General features: G+C 64.2%; 12 protein-coding genes. 8 read left to right on the forward strand and 4 right to left on the reverse strand.

Annotated elements, in window-relative coordinates:
• Positions 1-50: 50 nt before the first annotated feature.
• The 6 genes from OGV19_RS20690 to OGV19_RS20715 all read left to right on the forward strand — a co-directional run bounded on the left by OGV19_RS20690 (position 51) and on the right by OGV19_RS20715 (position 3,908).
• A complete protein-coding gene (locus tag OGV19_RS20690; protein WP_264310434.1) occupies positions 51-356 on the forward strand; it encodes a MazG-like family protein in 306 nt (101 codons plus the stop codon).
• On the forward strand, positions 353-1,102 hold the full coding sequence (locus tag OGV19_RS20695; RefSeq protein WP_264310435.1) for a methyltransferase: 750 nt from the start codon (positions 353-355) through the stop codon (positions 1,100-1,102). The genes OGV19_RS20690 and OGV19_RS20695 overlap by 4 nt, the downstream gene beginning before the upstream one ends.
• Positions 1,103-1,124: 22 nt before the next feature.
• Complete coding sequence (locus OGV19_RS20700; RefSeq protein WP_264310436.1) at positions 1,125-1,760, forward strand: DUF4136 domain-containing protein; 636 nt, start codon at positions 1,125-1,127, stop codon at positions 1,758-1,760.
• A gap of 19 nt (positions 1,761-1,779) precedes the next feature.
• Complete coding sequence (locus tag OGV19_RS20705; RefSeq protein ID WP_264310437.1) at positions 1,780-2,349, forward strand: DUF4136 domain-containing protein; 570 nt, start codon at positions 1,780-1,782, stop codon at positions 2,347-2,349.
• Between the two features lie 192 nt (positions 2,350-2,541).
• Entirely contained in the window at positions 2,542-3,012 is a 471-nt protein-coding gene (locus OGV19_RS20710; RefSeq protein ID WP_264310438.1) for a prepilin peptidase, read from the forward strand.
• A 119-nt stretch (positions 3,013-3,131) separates the two neighbouring features.
• Positions 3,132-3,908: a response regulator transcription factor gene (locus OGV19_RS20715; RefSeq protein ID WP_264310439.1), complete on the forward strand. Its 777-nt coding sequence runs from the start codon at positions 3,132-3,134 to the stop codon at positions 3,906-3,908.
• A gap of 44 nt (positions 3,909-3,952) precedes the next feature.
• Here the strand turns inward: OGV19_RS20715 and OGV19_RS20720 are convergent, their stop codons facing one another.
• Both OGV19_RS20720 and pbpC read right to left on the reverse strand, forming a co-directional pair.
• Entirely contained in the window at positions 3,953-5,626 is a 1,674-nt protein-coding gene (locus OGV19_RS20720) for a ShlB/FhaC/HecB family hemolysin secretion/activation protein (protein WP_264310440.1), read from the reverse strand.
• A 93-nt stretch (positions 5,627-5,719) separates the two neighbouring features.
• Positions 5,720-8,074, reverse strand: a complete 2,355-nt coding sequence (pbpC, locus tag OGV19_RS20725) for a peptidoglycan glycosyltransferase PbpC (RefSeq protein ID WP_264310441.1) — start codon at positions 8,072-8,074, stop codon at positions 5,720-5,722.
• A 77-nt stretch (positions 8,075-8,151) separates the two neighbouring features.
• On the opposite strand from pbpC, the gene OGV19_RS20730 reads away from it, so the two are divergent.
• Positions 8,152-8,445, forward strand: coding sequence for a hypothetical protein (locus OGV19_RS20730; protein WP_027594960.1), 294 nt, complete (start codon positions 8,152-8,154; stop codon positions 8,443-8,445).
• Positions 8,446-8,596: 151 nt separating this feature from the next.
• On the opposite strand, the gene OGV19_RS20735 is transcribed toward OGV19_RS20730, so the two are convergent.
• On the reverse strand, positions 8,597-13,507 hold the full coding sequence (locus OGV19_RS20735; protein ID WP_264310442.1) for an alpha-2-macroglobulin family protein: 4,911 nt from the start codon (positions 13,505-13,507) through the stop codon (positions 8,597-8,599).
• Between the two features lie 169 nt (positions 13,508-13,676).
• On the opposite strand from OGV19_RS20735, the gene OGV19_RS20740 reads away from it, so the two are divergent.
• Positions 13,677-15,014 (forward strand): MATE family efflux transporter, encoded by a 1,338-nt coding sequence (locus OGV19_RS20740; protein WP_264310443.1) that lies wholly within the window; start codon positions 13,677-13,679, stop codon positions 15,012-15,014.
• A 115-nt stretch (positions 15,015-15,129) separates the two neighbouring features.
• Here the strand turns inward: OGV19_RS20740 and OGV19_RS20745 are convergent, their stop codons facing one another.
• The gene (locus OGV19_RS20745; protein ID WP_264310444.1) at positions 15,130-15,585 is read right to left on the reverse strand and encodes an REP-associated tyrosine transposase; all 456 of its coding nucleotides are present in this window, start codon (positions 15,583-15,585) and stop codon (positions 15,130-15,132) included.
• Positions 15,586-15,682 lie beyond the last annotated feature (97 nt).

The following is a 15,682-nucleotide window of genomic DNA, read 5'->3' on the forward strand; positions in this document are numbered from 1 at the left end:
TGCTTTGCATCGAGCCTGCGCCGAAGCTATGCGGCATTAGGAGACCCCCGATGAACCTGCAAGAACTCACCGAACGCCTGCACCGAATCCGCGACAATAACGACTGGCGCGGCTTTCACAGCCCGAAGAACCTGGCCATGGCCGCCAGCGTTGAAATGGCCGAACTGGTAGAAATCTTCCAGTGGCTGAGCGAGGACCAATCCCGCCAGTTGCCTGCCGACACACTCGCCCACGCCGGCCAGGAGGTGGGCGATATCGTCCTCTACCTGTTGCTGCTGTGCAGCGAGCTGGGCCTGGACATGGACCAGGTGGTAAGGGCCAAACTGGCCGACAGCGAAAGGCGCTTCGCCCGATGAACGACCGTCACTTCGATGAGCTGGCCACCCGCTTCGCCGAGAAAATCTACGGCGGCGCCAAGGGCGCCATTCGCCTGGCCGTGCTGCAGGCCGACCTTGCCGAAACCTTGCCCGACCGCCCGCTGCGCATACTCGACATCGGTGCAGGCTTGGGCCACATGGCCCTGTGGCTGGCGCAGCGTGGCCATCACTTGACCCTGGCAGAGCCCGCCGCGCCCATGCTCGACGGGGCCCGTGCGCGCTTTGCCGAGGCGGGCCAGACGGCCACCTTCATCCAGGCGCCGTGGCAGGACCTGCTCGGGCAACTGACCGAACCCTACGACCTGGTGCTGTGCCACGCCGTGCTCGAATGGCTGGCCGAACCCGAAAGCATCCTGCCGGTGCTGCACCAGCTCACCGCCCCTTCCGGGTGGCTTTCGCTGGCGTTCTACAACCGCGACGCGCTGGTCTATCGCAACCTGCTCAAGGGCCATTTCCGCAAATTGCGCAGCAACCGCCTGGAAGGTGAAAAACAGAGCCTGACCCCGCAGAAACCCCTTGATCCACGTGAACTCAAGGCGCAACTTGATCCTATGTGGCAGGTCGAAAGCCAGAGTGGCGTCAGGGTGTTCCACGACTACATGCCCAAGGAGTTCCAGGCCAAGGCCGAACTGCTCGACCTGCTGGAAATGGAGCTGGCACACCGCCGACACCCAAGCTTTGCCGGGCTCGGTCGCTACCTGCACTGGATCTGCCGCCCCCGCTGACCCCGCCCGCCGGGAGGAATACATGCCGTACCGTCTGTTGTGCCTGGCCTTGCTGCCCCTCGCCCTGGCTGCCTGCCAGGGCAGCAACCCCTATGTCGCCAGTGGCCGCCCGATACCCCCCGCCCCTGCGCAGGCGGCCACTACGTTCGATGCCAGTGCCTACCCAGCACCCGCCCGTGACTACGGGCACTATCGCAGCTGGAGCTGGCGCGGCGGGCAGTTGCCCAGCGGCACAGCCAATGCTGACCCGGCACAACTGGCCGATGCCATCAGCGGTGCGCTCGACCAGCATGGCCTGCGCCCTGCCAGGGGCAGCGCCGGCGATTTGCTGGTAAGCGCCGACATGCGCCTGGAAAAGCGGCTGCGCCAGGTGCGTGACTACGACACCTACGACCCCTACTACGGCCCATACCCCTATGGCGGTGTTGGTTATGGCGGCTACCGCAATGGCTACGGTGCTTACGCCAGCGCGCCGATCGTGCGCACCTACGAGGTCGAGGTGATGGTGGTACGCATCGACCTGTACGACGCACGCAACGGCCAGCCGGTGTGGAGCGCCAGTGCTGAAAGCAACAGCGACAAGGACTCGCCGCGTGATCGCGAAAGCGCCTTGCGCGATTCTGTGCACAAGGCGCTCAGCGGCTATCCTCCCAGTTAACGTCTAACGGAGAACCATCATGTTGCGCCGTCTCGTTTTACTGTCATTCGCGCTAGTGCTCGCGGCCTGCTCGAGCAACAACGTCCAGCAGGATTTCGACGCCAGCCGCGATTTTGCCGCCTACCGCACCTGGGCGTGGCAGGAGCCAGGCTTGCAATACCGCCCGGACGACCCTCGCATCAAAAGCGACCTGACCGAACAACGCATTCGCCAGGCCGTTGCCGACCAGCTCGACCAGCGCGGCCTGCGCCCGGCACAGGGCAATGCGCGACCTGATCTCAAGGTGCGCGCCTACCTCATCGTCGAACAGCGTCAGCAGCAGATCACCACCAACTACGGCGGTGGCTGGGGGGGGTACTGGGGCGGCTACTGGGGCGGGCCGATGTACAACGAAACCCGCAGCGTGGACTACAAGGTTGCCACCATCCAGGTCGACATGTTCGATGGGCGTGACGACAAGCTGGTCTGGCGTGGCAGCGCCGAACAGATCATGAACAATTACCCGCCAAGCCCGGAAGAACGTAACAGCGCCATCCAAAAGACAGTGACCAATGTGCTGAGCAACTACCCACCGGGTAGCAAGAAGTAAGGGTTCACGGCCCATCCCCGGCTTGCCGGCGATGGGCCGGAACAGGCTTGCGCTCCCTGCGACATCGTCCATTCCCGTCACGCCTTTTTCCCATCCGGCCGCGCCCGCTTGCAAGTTCGCGTCTACCCTCAATTCAAGGAAACCTGACTGACCGGGTAGAAGTGTTCAACAATTGGGGAAGGCGACCTGCCAATGCAAAGCATTGTTCTCTTGATGTGGCTTGCCTTGTGCTCCGAACAGGATGTGCGTCAACGCCAGATCTCCAACCTGCTAACCCTCGGCGTCGCGGCCTGCGCGCTGGCCTGGCTGTTCGCCACCGGTCACAGCTGGATCGGCGCCGATGCCAGCGACGCCGGCTGGGCACTGGCCATCGTCATGCTGCTGACGCTACCCGGCTACATGCTCGGGCGTTTCGGCGCCGACGACGTCAAGCTGATGGGCGCCCTGGCCCTGGCAACCAGCCCTCAGTATGTGCTCGGCACCTTCATCGGGGCCGGTGTCACGGTGCTGCTGTGGCTGCTCACGCGTCGCCGGTTGTGGACCCTGCTCAACCCCAAGGTGAAGAAGCGCTTGCAGGCCCTGACGGAGGAAATGGGCGACAAACAGGCCTTCGTGCCGTACGTGCTGGCGGGCTTTCTTCTCACCGCTGTATGGATCCAATAACCAGCCCTGTGGTCCTATAACTTGTACAGGCCTTGTACAGAATCGCCAAGTACGACTACTTTTAAGCTGCCAGAGTGTCTGGCCCGGGAGCAGGGCCGATTACGAACAGGGAGTTGATCGTGAACAAGCCGTCCAGTGAAGTGAAGGTACTGGTGGTCGATGACCAGCCATCAATCGTCGAACAACTGTGTGAATTCCTCGAAAGCCAGGGCCACCGTTGCGTCCCGGCCCACTCCACCGACCAGGCCATCGAGCGCTACCTGGCCGACAAAAGCATTGGCCTGGTGCTGTGCGACCTGCACATGCCGCAGCGCGATGGTATCGAGCTGGTCAACGCATTGAAGGCGCTCGCCGGCACCCAGCGCATGTTCGAAGCGATCATGCTGACCGGCCGTGCCGAAAAACAGGATGTAATCCGCGCGTTACGCGCAGGTTTTGCCGATTATTATCAGAAGCCGATGAACCTCGACGAACTGCTCGAGGGCGTGCGCCGTCAGGAGCAGGCATTGCTCGAACGCCAGCGCAACATCAAGGAGCTCGGCGGCCTGAACCAGCGCCTGCAGGATTTGGCATCATCCGTTGACGAGCTCTACCAGGACCTTGAAAAGGCCCGTGGCCAAGGTGTACATCGCCGTGCCAGCGATGTCGAGGAAAGCGAAAGCGAGCTGCCAGCGGTGTTCGAGAAGCTGTCGCCGCGCCAACTGGAAGTGGCCCGCCTGGTGAGCACAGGCAAAACCAACTACCAGATTGCCTGCGAATTGGGCATTACCGAAAACACCGTGAAACTCTACGTTTCCCAGGTGCTGCGCCTGACCCGCATGCACAACCGCACGCAACTGGCGCTCGCGTTGACGCCGAGTACTTCACCGGTGCATCAGCGGTTTACCGCTCATTGAAATGCTGGCCCTGTCATCGGCAGCCGACTTGCCGGCGGTAGGCCTCATTCCATCTGATAGGTCAGGCTAAGCGTCAAGCGTGGCCCCCGGCTCATGCTATCCAGGGCAACATCCGCCAAAGGCTTCGCCACCTCTACAGCACCATTGAAGTAGCGCCCATCCCCCAGGCGTAGCCCAAACGCGACTGACGTCATCCGCGCATCCTCGACCCTGCCTGCGTTGTACCAGGCGCGGGCAGCATCGAGTACCGCATAGGGCTGCACTACCTTCAGCCAGTTGCCGTTGTGCCGAACACTGTAGTTGAACTCATACGCCACACCCCAGCCCTTGTCCCCCGCCGCCTGGTCCCGAGGATAACCGCGGCCGAAGCTCTGCCCGCCGAACACCGCCCGCTCGCTGTCGGGCAGCTTGTCGTCACTCCAGAACAGGGCACCCAACACTACCCCCTGCCAACCGTCGAACAGCTGATCACTCTGTAACCCCGCCAGGCGCAGACGCAAAAAATCGAGGTCATAGTCCACGTCGCTGCGCGCCCCCAGGTAATCCAGGCCTTGATAGACCCCGGCACTGACGATACGCAAGCGGTGAGCGTCAGCCTTGCGCCAATTGCCCTCGAAGGACAGCGCGCGGACATAACTGTCGTACTCGTGTGCCCGCAAAAGCCCCGCCGGCCGATCTTCGATATGCTCGCTGACCGCATAGAAACGCCCCGCCACCGTCATCCACTCATCCGCCTTGACGATCAGCGGCTGGCCAAGGCCAACCGAGTAACGCTCGCTTTCACGCTTCTGCGTGAGATCGCTGCCGTCATCCAAGCGAATACGGGTGCCCGGCGTACTGCGATAGCGCGAAGCAGAGACCAGCAACTGGCTGCCTTCGGCATCCAGGTACTGGCTGTAATCCAGTCGTTGGTAATGGGCCTGATCATCCCCGGGAGGTAGCAACAGGCTTGCCGTAAATTGTTCGCCATAGCGGGTCTGGGCATTGCTGAAGAGGGTAAACAGTGCCTGGGCGTCCTCACGGCTGCCATCGTTCACAGTCAAACCGGCAGCAAACGGCGTACGCCGAGCATGCACCCTCAGGCGTGCGGCGCCCTCAGGCGACTGCGCCGCTGTCAATTCGGCGTCCATTGCCACGCCCGGGATACGTTCGGCAAGGCCGATGTAGCGATCGAGCGTTTCCTGGGTCAACGGGCGTTCGGCCTGAAGCCGCTGCAACAACTGCTCCAGGTAAGCGCGGGCCGGGCCGATGTCGCCTTCGAGCCGGTAGCCCTGGATATAGCCCTCTACCAGCACCACATGGACACGGCCGTCGGCAAAATCCTGCGGCGGCAGGTAAGCGTAGGACAACAGGTAACCGTCCTGCCGGTAGCGCTGGGTGAGGCGCTCGGTGAACGCTTGCAACTCACCCGGTGTTGTTTCGCGCCCGATCAACGGCTGGAAGTGTTCGCGCAGCTCACTCAAAGGGAACACCGTCCCACCCTCGAAGCGCACCTTGCGCAACACCACCCTGGAATCCATGGGCGCCCAGCCAACAGTACGGGCAGTTGGCAGCGCCAGCCGCAGGCTGGGGGTGACGGGGCGGTAGGCGTCTACTGGCAGGTTGACGGCGGGCAGGCGACGCTCGTTTTCATGGCTGTCGAGAAAGCCCGGTAACGGCTCTGCCTGGGCCAAGAGGGCCCAAGGCAGCAATAACAGGGGCACGACCAGAGGACGCATAGGACGCTCCATGATCCCTTGGGTACCGGGGCGCCGGCCGGTCACACCCGTCTTTTGCAAAGCGTAGGTGCTGGCCCGGCAATCGTCGAACGGCTACTCGCTGACCTGAAATACCACCCGCGCGGTCTCGCCACTTTCGTCCAGCGCGCTGAGTTCGATCTGCCCGGCGCGTTCGAAGCGCACCAGCAGGCTGTCCTGGCCCTGGGTTTCGCCCAACGGCTGGCCATTGAGGAACCACCAGCGTCGGCCGCCGCCACCGAGGGCCGACACGTACACCTGCAATGGCTCGCTGCTGGTTGCCGGTCGGCGCAGGTTGTCACCCGGGCGCACACCAACGATCGACAGCGGCGGCGCACTGGCGGGCGCCTGCGGTGGGCAGGCCGGGTCCACTGCCGGCAGCCGTGCCGCACGCCGCTCGATACGCGGCAGCCAAGGCTCCAGCGGGGCTGGCCAGAGGGCGATGTCGCGCACCTTGGCCCCAGGGCAACTGCCATCGACGCGCAGCCCTTGAGCATTGACCCAGACGCGCTCGCGCAAACCCATCCCGAGCGGTTGGTCGGCCGCCTGCAAGGTCGGCGGCGTGGTGCCGTCGAGGGTCCAGGCAAAACGCTGGCGGCGGCAGTTGGGGTCTTGCCGGTTCATCGGCTGGCCCAGCGGCCAGCAAATGGCTGCCACGCCGATGGTATCGGGCACCCGCTCGACCGGCACGCTGATACCGCGCTGGGCATCGCGGTTGCTCAACAGGTCATGCACCTGAAGCATCAAGGGGGCCGCAGAGGCCAGGCCGAACTGCCCAGGTACGGGCGTGCCGTCGGGGCGGCCGATCCATACACCGATCAGGTAGCGCGGGCCAACGCCAATCGACCAGGCGTCACGAAAGCCGTAGCTGGTACCGGTTTTCCAGGCCAGTTGCGGGCGCTGCACCAGTTCGGCATGCGGGTCACGGTCCGGGCGCGCTTGGCCGCTGAGAATACGCCGGATAATCCACGCCGCCCCTGGCGACAGCAGGCGTCGTTCCACCAGCGGGTCCTGGGGCTGCAGGCGGATGCGTGCACTGTTGCCGGCCCGGGCCAGCGCCGCATAGCCGCCGACCAGTTCTTCCAGGCGGCTGCCCGCGCCACCGAGGATCAGCGAAAGGTTGGGCTCGGCCAAGGGCGGTAGCATCAGCGGCATACCGGCCATGCGCAGCTGCGCCGCAAAGCGCTTCGGGCCATAGGCTTCAAGCAGTTGAACCGCTGGCAAGTTGAGCGACAGGGCCAACGCAGAACTGGCCGATACCGGCCCGCTGAAGCCCATGGAGAAGTTGCCCGGCCGATAGTCGCCGTAACGCCTGGGCACATCCTGCAGCAGCGATTCGGAGTGGATAAGCCCGTCGTCCAAAGCCATGCCGTAGAGGAACGGTTTGAGCGTCGAACCGGGCGAGCGCAACGAGCGCACCATGTCGACATGGCCGAAGCGCCGCTCATCGGCCAGGTCGATCGAGCCCAGGTAGGCGCGCACTGCCATGGTCTGCGCATCCACCACCAGAATCGCCGCCGACGTGCGCTCCGGCAAACGTGCGCGCCAGCCCAGCAACAGGTCTTCGAGGCGCCGTTGCAAGGCGGCGTCGAGCGTGGTGCGAATCAGCGGTGGGCTATCGGCCGTATTCAGCCGCCGCGCCAGCAATGGCGCCAGGGCCGGCTCCTGGCGCGGTGCCAGCAACAGCGGCTCTTCGGCGGCCTCTTTGAGTTGCTGGGTTGGCCACACCTGGTATTCGCCCAGACGTTGCAGCACCTTGTCGCGGGCGCGCTGGGCACGTTCGGGGTGGCGGTCCGGGCGCAAGCGGCTGGGTGCCTGGGGCAGCACCGCAAGCAGTGCCGCTTCGGACGGCGTCAGGTGTTTGGGCGACTTGCCCAGATACGCCCAGCTGGCAGCCGCCACGCCCTGCAGGGTGCCGCCAAAGGGCGCACGGTCGAGGTAGATCTGCAGGATTTCGCGCTTCGACAGGTGCCACTCCAGCTGCGCCGTGCGCCATAGCTGGCGCAGTTTGCCGGCCAGCGTCCGGTCATGCGGATCGAGCAGGCGCGCCACCTGCATCGACAGCGTACTGCCGCCCGACACCACGCGCCCACCGCGCAGGTTCAGCCAGGCAGCGCGAGCCAGAGCCAGCGGGTTGACCCCTGGATGGCGATAGAACCAACGGTCCTCGTAGGTCAGCAATGCTTGCAGGTACAGCGGCGAAACCTCATCCGGGCTGACCGGATAGCGCCACACGCCCTCGGCGTCGGCAAAGCGCCACAACGGCGTGCCATCTTCGGCCAGCACCACCCGCGCCAGGTCGTCGCCTGGCAGGGGTAACGGCCAGATCCGGTCGGCCAGCCACAACAGGCCAACAGCCAGCACCAGGGTGATGACCCCGCCACGTAGAATCCTGCCCGCGCGCGTGCGCGGCCGCGCTAAGCTTGGCATCGGGAACCGACTTGGCCAACTGATGGCCAAAGGCTTGGGAACGGCAACCTCGCCGGTGTGTTGATCAGGAAGCAACTATGCATGTAGAAGATTTTTTCGGGTGGCTGGGCCACGCACTCGGTTCGTTGATCCGCTTTATCGTTGACGCATTGAGCGGGCTGTTCAACCTGCTGGCCAATGCCGGGGGCAATTTCATCGATGGCTTGGCGCGCACGCTGGGCATGGACACCTCGCTCGTCAGCATCCTCGCCCTGGTCGTCGGCTTGATGCTGCTGTACTCGGCCATCCGCGCCTTCATGCGCGCTTCGATCATTCTCGGGATCATCTGGTTGGTGCTGGGGTTGTGGGTGATGAGCTGGGTGATTCACTGAGGGCATCGCCGCATCGTGCTATGGGTGCGTGTGTGTGCTTGCGTCGCGAAAGGGCTGCTACGCAGCCCTTTCCGACCGGTCCGGCGCCCCGGCAAGGCCGCTCCTACACACGCGCCCGAGAACACATTAGCAACGCCGCGACGGCAGTGGCTCAGCGGGCTTTGACAGTCATCTCGCCTTGCCCATCGCCCACTGCCTGCAGGTTCGGCCGATACATCGACTCGACCTGCGGCGGTGGCACACGGTAGGTGCCCGGCGTCACTGCCCGTGCCAGGTACAGCAGGTGCGTGGTGCCATAGCCATCCAGTTTGAGCGCGGCCACATACCGGTCATCACGGTACTCCTGGTGCACCACGCTGGCATTTTGCATCGACTCACGCCACGCCTTCACCGCGCTGCTGGCGTTGTCCAGGCTGGCCGCACTCTGTGCCAGGTTCTGGTTTTCCAGCTCAAGGCCGGCTGGCAGCAGATCAACCACCAGCGCATCCGGCACACGCGCTTCGGCCTTGAGGGCCAAGTGCACCAGCACCAGATCGCCGCTGCGCAGGTTGTGCAGGTCTAGCGGCTGGCCGTTCATGCCCAGGTATTCACGACGAATTTCCATGCCATTGCCGCCAGCCGAGGGAGCCTGGCGTGGATAACCAGAAAGCGTCAGCTGCTGGTAGAGCGTTTCGCTGCCTTCGTTCTGCACAGTCAAGGGCGACGCCAGCAGCGGGCCTTCAAGCTTCAGGCCCGTTTCGGCATTGTTGAATTCGCGGATCTCGCCTGCGCTGTCCAGGCGCGCCTGCCACTTGCCTTCCGGCTTGCCGAGCAAACCACGGCCAGCGAGGAACAGCGCGTTGCGCTCTTGGGTCGAAAGCCAACGGTTGGCCGCCAACTCGTCAGACAGCGCAAACAGGCGTTGGTCAACCTGGTTACCGGCCAGGTTGCTCTCCTGCAACAGCGCCAAAATCAATGCCTGGTCACGCAGGGTGCTGCCGTAGTCGGCCATCCAGCCTTTGCTGCGGCCAACACCCAGCCCAGCTTGCAAGGCCTGCTCGGCGCGTGGTTTGTCACCCATCTTCTCCAGCGCCACCGCCAATTGCACCAGCGGCAAGCCGGAGCGGGCATCGGCACGGCGCTCGAACAGCCCGCGCAATGCGCCCAACGGCGCCTGCTGGCTGCGCGACAATACCAGGGCGGCATAAGCCTGCACGGCGAAGCGGGTATGGTCGGCGTTCTCGCTGTAGTCGACCTCGATCAGGTTACGTTCCTGCAGGTAGCGCAGCAGGCGTTCATTGGCCTTCTTCAGCGCCTCGGCCGGCACGCCGTAGCCCTGGTCACGGGCGCGCAGCAGGAAGTCGGTGACATAGGCGGTCAGCCAGTACTCCTCTTCGCTGTCCGAACTCCACAGGCCGAAGCTGCCGTTGTAGCGCTGCATGCCCAGCAGGTGCTCGATGCCCATCTCGATCTTGCGTTTGCGCACGTCGGCCGGCTCGCCCTTGATCCCCAAACGCTTGAGGCTTTCGGCATCGGCGTACAGCGACGGATAAAGGCCGCTGGTGGTCTGCTCCAGGCAGCCATAGGGGTAGGCTTCGAGGGCGCGAATCTGTTCGGCCAGGTTCAGCGGCGGTCGGCTCGACAAAACCAGGCTGGCTTCAAGGCCCGCCGGTTCGAAGGCCGCCAGGTCAGCGTCGGGCAACGACCAGGGCTGGTCCTTCAAGGCAACCCGGTAGTGCTTGAGCATCGCGGGATAAGCCGGGCGCACACCCAAAGTCCACTCTCGCTCGAAGGCAGTGGCCGGCTCGTTTGGCAGTTGCAGGCCATTGACCCGCACGCGCACCTTACCCTGCCCCAGGCCGCCCTGGGCCTGCACCGGAATCATCAGCGTGCGGCGCTGGCCTTCATCCAGCGCGACGCTTTGTACCGCGCTCGCGGCAAGGCTCAACTGGCCTTCGGTGCTGATTTCGACATTCAGTTGCTGGGCACGGCCCGACAGGTTGGCCAGGTCCAGCGCCAGGCTGGTGCGGTCACCACCGGCGAGGAAGCGCGGCGCCGAAAGCTCGGCGATCAGCGGTGCAGCCACCACGGTCTTGCCCTCGGCCATGCCGAAGTGATCCTCGGTCCAGGCCTGCGCCATCAGCCGCAGTTCACCGTTGAAGTCGGGGATATCGACAGTGGCCTGCCCTTCGCCCTTCTCATCCAGGGTCACCGGCAGGCTCTGCTGAGCGACGATGGTCACCGTGGTGTTGGGGCGCTTGCCCCCCTTGGCCATGGCCGCGTCACCACCAAATGCCAGGCTGGCCAGGCGGCCCTGGCCGGCCTCGATCAACTGGCCGTAGATGTCCAGTTGATCGGCGCCATAGGCTTTGCGGCCGAACAGGCTGGCGAACGGATCGGGGGTCTTGAAATCGGTGATGTTGAGGATGCCCACATCAACCGCAGACAACAGCACATGCACCTGCTGCCCCGCAGCCGCTGCGCTGCCATCGGCATTGGCCACCTTGAACTTCACCGTCAACGGCTGCTTGGGCCGCATTTTCTCCGGCGCCTGCAAGCTGACCGCCAGCTTGCGCTCGGCACGGTCCAGCGGCAGGTGCAGCACGCCCACCGCGCGTTTCGGTGTGGCATTGGCCTTGCGCTCACCGGGGCGGATCACCAGGGCACTGATATACAAATCGTGGCGTGCCCACTTTTTGTCCAGTTGCACGTCGAAGGTCTTGCCTTCGGCCGGCACCTCGATTTCTTGCCACCACAGGGGGCCATCACTGGATTCGATCATCAGGTAGCCATTGCCGGCGGCAGGCGGTGTCACCGTGACCTTGGCCGACGCACCATCGGCGTAGGACGGTTTGTCCAGGGCCAGCTTGACCTGGTCCGGGCGCACCGCGCCGCCTTCGGCGTTGTCCTGGGCGCGGTAGCCGGCCCAGAAGCGCTCGCTGGAGACCAGGCCGGTTTCTGGGTCTTCGACCTCGACCCGGTAAGGGCCCCACTCGACCTGGAACGACAACTTGGCCGTCGAGCCGGCCTTGACGCTGACGGTCTCCTCGTTCTGGGTGAGGAATTTCTCGTTGTAGTTGTAGCTCCAGCCGTCGCTCTGCGAGTAGTTCCAGTAGTAGTCACGGCGCTCGCGGATCAACCGCACCTTGAGGTCGTTGGCTGCCAGCTTCTTGCCGTCACGGTCGGCCACCAGGAACTCGAATTCCACGGGGCCGTCACTGTCGGTTTCCTCACCCTCGAACAGGCCGCGCAGGCCCGGCAAGCGCTCGGCAGGCCAGATCGGCTGTTCCAGGCGACGGGTGATCGGCCGGCCGCCAGACTCCTGCAGGCTCGCCTGCACGGTCAGTTGCAGCGGCGAGCGGGCTTCGGCCCAGCGGCTTTCGATATCGACCACCGCCTTGCCGGCCTGGTCGAGGGTGACTTCGTCCAGCTCCAGGTCCTGGTTCAGTTCAGTTTCGGTGACCGAGCCGAACTGGTAGCCCGGCAGCGCCGGCACCGCTTCGCGCAGCGGGCGCACGTAGGCTTGGCCACTCAGGCGGTTACCCGCAGCGGGCGCGCCGTAGAGGTAGCGGCCATTGACCTGGATGTGGGCGTCCTGATCTGGCGCAAGCGGCGTGCTGCTGCCTTTGAGCTCCAGCGCCAGACGCTCGGGGAGGAAGTCTTCGACCAGAAACTCGTAGACCTGCTTGCGCCCGCCCCCCAGGTCGAGCAGCAATTGCCAGCGACCGGTCGGTGCTTCGCTGGCCAGTTGCAGCTGGTACTGATACAGGCCACTGCCATCCGCCTCCCAGACGAACTTGCGGCTGACCTGCTCATCGGGGCGACGCACTTCCACGCTGACCGGCTGAGCCTTGACCGGCTTGCCATCTTGATCGCGCAACAGGCCGTTGAGCAGCACCGTCTCGCCCGGACGATACAGGTCGCGGGGGCCGAAGATGAACAACTGCAAAGGGTTGGATTGAGGGCCGGTAATATCGAATTCGGCCAGGTCCAGGGCGGCGGTGTTAAGGCGCAGCAATGTGGTGTGCACGCCTTGCGTGGCAATCAGGGTATCGGCCTTGGGCGTGATCGGCAGTTGCGCGTGGCCGTCGCCATCCGTCTTGGCCTGGGCCAGCAGCTTGCCCTTCTCGTCATGCACCTCAAGGTTGACGTCCTTGATCGCCTTGCCCCCTTCCAAGGCCTGGGCGAACACGTCGAGGCGGTCGCGGTAACGGTGCGCAGAGACGCCGATGTCGCTGAGGCTGAACAAGGTCGCCGGCTGCGAGTAGTCGTAGGTACCCGAGGCACGCATCACCGCCAGGTACACGCCCGGTGCCTGCAGCGGCTTGATCCCGGCGATCGGCAGCAGCACGGTCTCGCGGGTGTTGCGCGCAGGGTTGAGGTCGAAGCGGCCGCTGTAGACCAGCTCGGCCATGTCCAGGGTTTCCTTGGACTGGTAGTAATACAGGCTGCTGTTGCGTCCCCAGTTGACCAGGAACGTCGAAAGCATTTCGGGCTTCACGCGGAAGAACTCGACATCGACCTTGTCGACGTTGAGCGCGATCACCGGCAGGCCTTCGGCCAGGCGTGTGGGCAGCAGCGAGCCACGGCTGGCGAAGCCGATGGTCGGCTGCATGTCACGGGTTTCCAGGCGGGTCACTGATTCGCTGTCCAACTGCTTGCCATTGACTGCCAGCAGGCCTTTATCGACGGTCAGTACCAGCTTGCGCTGTGGCTCCAGGTGGCGCAGGCGCAGTTCCATCTGGTTGTCGGAGAGTTCCCAGGCGCCATCGACTTTGCCTTTGACGGTATCGACCAAGTGCAGTTTGCTGGCGAAATCCTGTTTGGCATCGAGCGGTGCGGAGAAGCTGATCGACAGCGCACTGGCGCCATCGAGCTGCACTTCCGAGACATCCAGCACCGTGAGCTCACGGCCCTCGTAGCGCTTGGCGAGCGCAGCCGGGTCTTCGCGCTTGGGCGCGGGGGCTTCGGCGAGCGCGGTGGCAGCGGGTTTCTCGGCCGGCGCCGGCTTATCCGGCGTGGAAGAGTCACAGGCACTGAGCAAAGCCAGCGCGCAGGCCAGCAACAATCCTTTGTTGAACATGGAGTAGGAACTCTTAGGCAGCGTGTACGTGAGGGCAGCAACTATAGCGCAAGGTCAGGTGCAGCACCCGGCGTTGCGCGTCAGGTGAGACCATGGTCGCGCGAATTGGTTGCCTGGCCGTTACACTGTGGCCCTTCAGGAAAGCGGCCCCAGATCCCCAGGACCACCAATGACCTCACTGACTGCCGACTGGCGCCATCGCCCCACCCACCACAAGGTCTGGGCGCTGGCCGCGCCGATGATCCTGTCCAATATCTCCGTGCCGCTCGTGGCGCTGGTCGATAGCACCGTCATCGGCCACCTCCCCCACGCCCACCAGTTGGGTGCCGTGGCCGTGGGCGCCACGTTGTTCACCTTCATGGTCGGCCTGATGGGCTTCCTGCGCATGGGTTCCACCGGCTTCGCCGCCCAGGCTGCCGGCCGTGGCGACGGTGCGGCGTTGCGCCAAGTGCTGGTGCAAGGGCTGCTGCTGGCGGTCGGCTTCGCCGTGTTGATTGGCCTGCTGGCCCTGCCGTTCAGCCAGCTTGCACTTCATGCGATGCAACCCAGCGCAGCCCTGCAGCAATCCACCGAAGACTTCTTCCACACCCGCCTGCTTGGCCTGCCCGCAGCACTGGCCAGCTACGCACTGGTTGGCTGGTTTCTGGGCACCCAGAACGCGCGGGCACCGTTGGCCATTCTGCTGACAACCAATCTGCTGAACATCATCCTCAACCTGTGGTTCGTCCTCGGCCTGGACTGGGGGGTGCTGGGTTCGGCGCGGGCCTCGGTGATCGCCGAATGGAGCGCCGCGCTGCTGGGCCTGGCCCTGACCCGCCCGGCCTTGCGCGCTTACCCAGGGCACATCGCCTGGGCTGCACTCACGCGCTGGCAGTCTTGGCGACCCTTGTTGGCCGTGAACCGCGATATTTTTCTGCGTAGCCTGGCGTTGCAACTGGTGTTCCTGCTGATCACCGTGCAGGGCGCACGCCTGGGTGAGGCGACGGTGGCAGCCAACGCGCTATTGCTCAATGGCCTGCTGCTGACGGCCTACGCCCTCGATGGGCTGGCGCATGCGGTGGAGGCTTTGTGCGGCCACGCCATTGGCGCGCGCGATGGCGATACCCTGCGCCGCTCGCTGGTAGTGGCGTGTGGTTGGTCGCTGATCACCAGCGTCGGGTTTGCCGGGCTATTCCTGCTGGGTGGGCATCTGTTCATCGACCTGCAGACCGATATCGACAGTGTGCGGGGGGCGGCTTATCCATACCTGCCGTATCTGGCGGTACTGCCTTTGATTGCGGTGTGGAGCTATCTGCTCGACGGGCTGTTCATCGGCGCGACGCGGGCGCGGGAGATGCGTAATGCGATGCTGGCGTCGGTGGTGATTGCGCTGCCGGTGGCGTGGGCCATGAGTGGGTTTGGCAACCATGGGCTGTGGTTGGCGTTTCTTGGGTTCATGGGGTTGCGGGCGGTGACGTTGGGGTGGGTTGGGTGGCGGTTGCAGCAAAAGGGGCTGTGGACTCAGTGATTTTGGGGCTGCTTTGCAGCCCATCGCGACGCAAGGCCGCTCCCACAGGGGATCGCGCCTCACAGTGGGAGCGGCCTTGCGTCGCGAAATGAGGGCGCAGCCCTCACCTGCTGACTCACAGCCAAACACAATCCCAATGGGGGTATTGTCCAGCCCGCTGCACCAGGCCCGCACGAATGGGATTAGCGATGATATAGCGCGCCACCGCTTTCACCTCCTCCTCCCGGCGTAAAGCTCGATCATGGAAGCTCGTCTGCCACACATGCCGCCTTTCTGCCCCAACCTTATACAGCGCACAGGTGCTTCTGGATTTGAACCCGCACATCAGTTCACCGAGGCTCGACTGGCCAAGCTCGATGAGCCAATGAAGGTGATCGGGCATGAGGACCCATGCCAGAGAGCGACACACCTTGGATTCATCACTGATCCGCAATTGCTGAATCACTGCTCTCGCGAAGCGAAGGTCCCTGAACAGGGGCTGGCGATTACGTGTCGTGGTGGTGAGCAGATAGAGGCGCCCTGGCTCAGACACCCGACCTCTGCGTAACCGATGGGAGCTTGGACTTTCCATGTCTAATTCCTTTGAACATTGCATTCAAAGGTAGCCCTGGTGATTCGACAGTCGATGATCGAACCATTTCCGGGTGTGAACTCGGTGAGGGCTTCGC

It is taken from the genome of Pseudomonas putida (genome assembly GCF_025905425.1).
GTDB classification, from domain to species: Bacteria; Pseudomonadota; Gammaproteobacteria; order Pseudomonadales; family Pseudomonadaceae; genus Aquipseudomonas; species Aquipseudomonas putida_AF.

Bases quoted from the DNA above. Each gene is read 5' to 3' on its own strand.
- OGV19_RS20690 (WP_264310434.1), top strand. From the start codon at position 51: ATGAACCTGCAAGAACTCACCGAACGCCTGCACCGAATCCGCGACAAT.
- OGV19_RS20695 (WP_264310435.1), top strand. From the start codon at position 353: ATGAACGACCGTCACTTCGATGAGCTGGCCACCCGCTTCGCCGAGAAA.
- OGV19_RS20700 (WP_264310436.1), top strand. From the start codon at position 1,125: ATGCCGTACCGTCTGTTGTGCCTGGCCTTGCTGCCCCTCGCCCTGGCT.
- OGV19_RS20705 (WP_264310437.1), top strand. From the start codon at position 1,780: ATGTTGCGCCGTCTCGTTTTACTGTCATTCGCGCTAGTGCTCGCGGCC.
- OGV19_RS20710 (WP_264310438.1), top strand. From the start codon at position 2,542: ATGCAAAGCATTGTTCTCTTGATGTGGCTTGCCTTGTGCTCCGAACAG.
- OGV19_RS20720 (WP_264310440.1), bottom strand. From the start codon at position 5,626: ATGCGTCCTCTGGTCGTGCCCCTGTTATTGCTGCCTTGGGCCCTCTTG.
- pbpC (WP_264310441.1), bottom strand. From the start codon at position 8,074: ATGCCAAGCTTAGCGCGGCCGCGCACGCGCGCGGGCAGGATTCTACGT.
- OGV19_RS20730 (WP_027594960.1), top strand. From the start codon at position 8,152: ATGCATGTAGAAGATTTTTTCGGGTGGCTGGGCCACGCACTCGGTTCG.
- OGV19_RS20735 (WP_264310442.1), bottom strand. From the start codon at position 13,507: ATGTTCAACAAAGGATTGTTGCTGGCCTGCGCGCTGGCTTTGCTCAGT.
- OGV19_RS20740 (WP_264310443.1), top strand. From the start codon at position 13,677: ATGACCTCACTGACTGCCGACTGGCGCCATCGCCCCACCCACCACAAG.
- OGV19_RS20745 (WP_264310444.1), bottom strand. From the start codon at position 15,585: ATGGAAAGTCCAAGCTCCCATCGGTTACGCAGAGGTCGGGTGTCTGAG.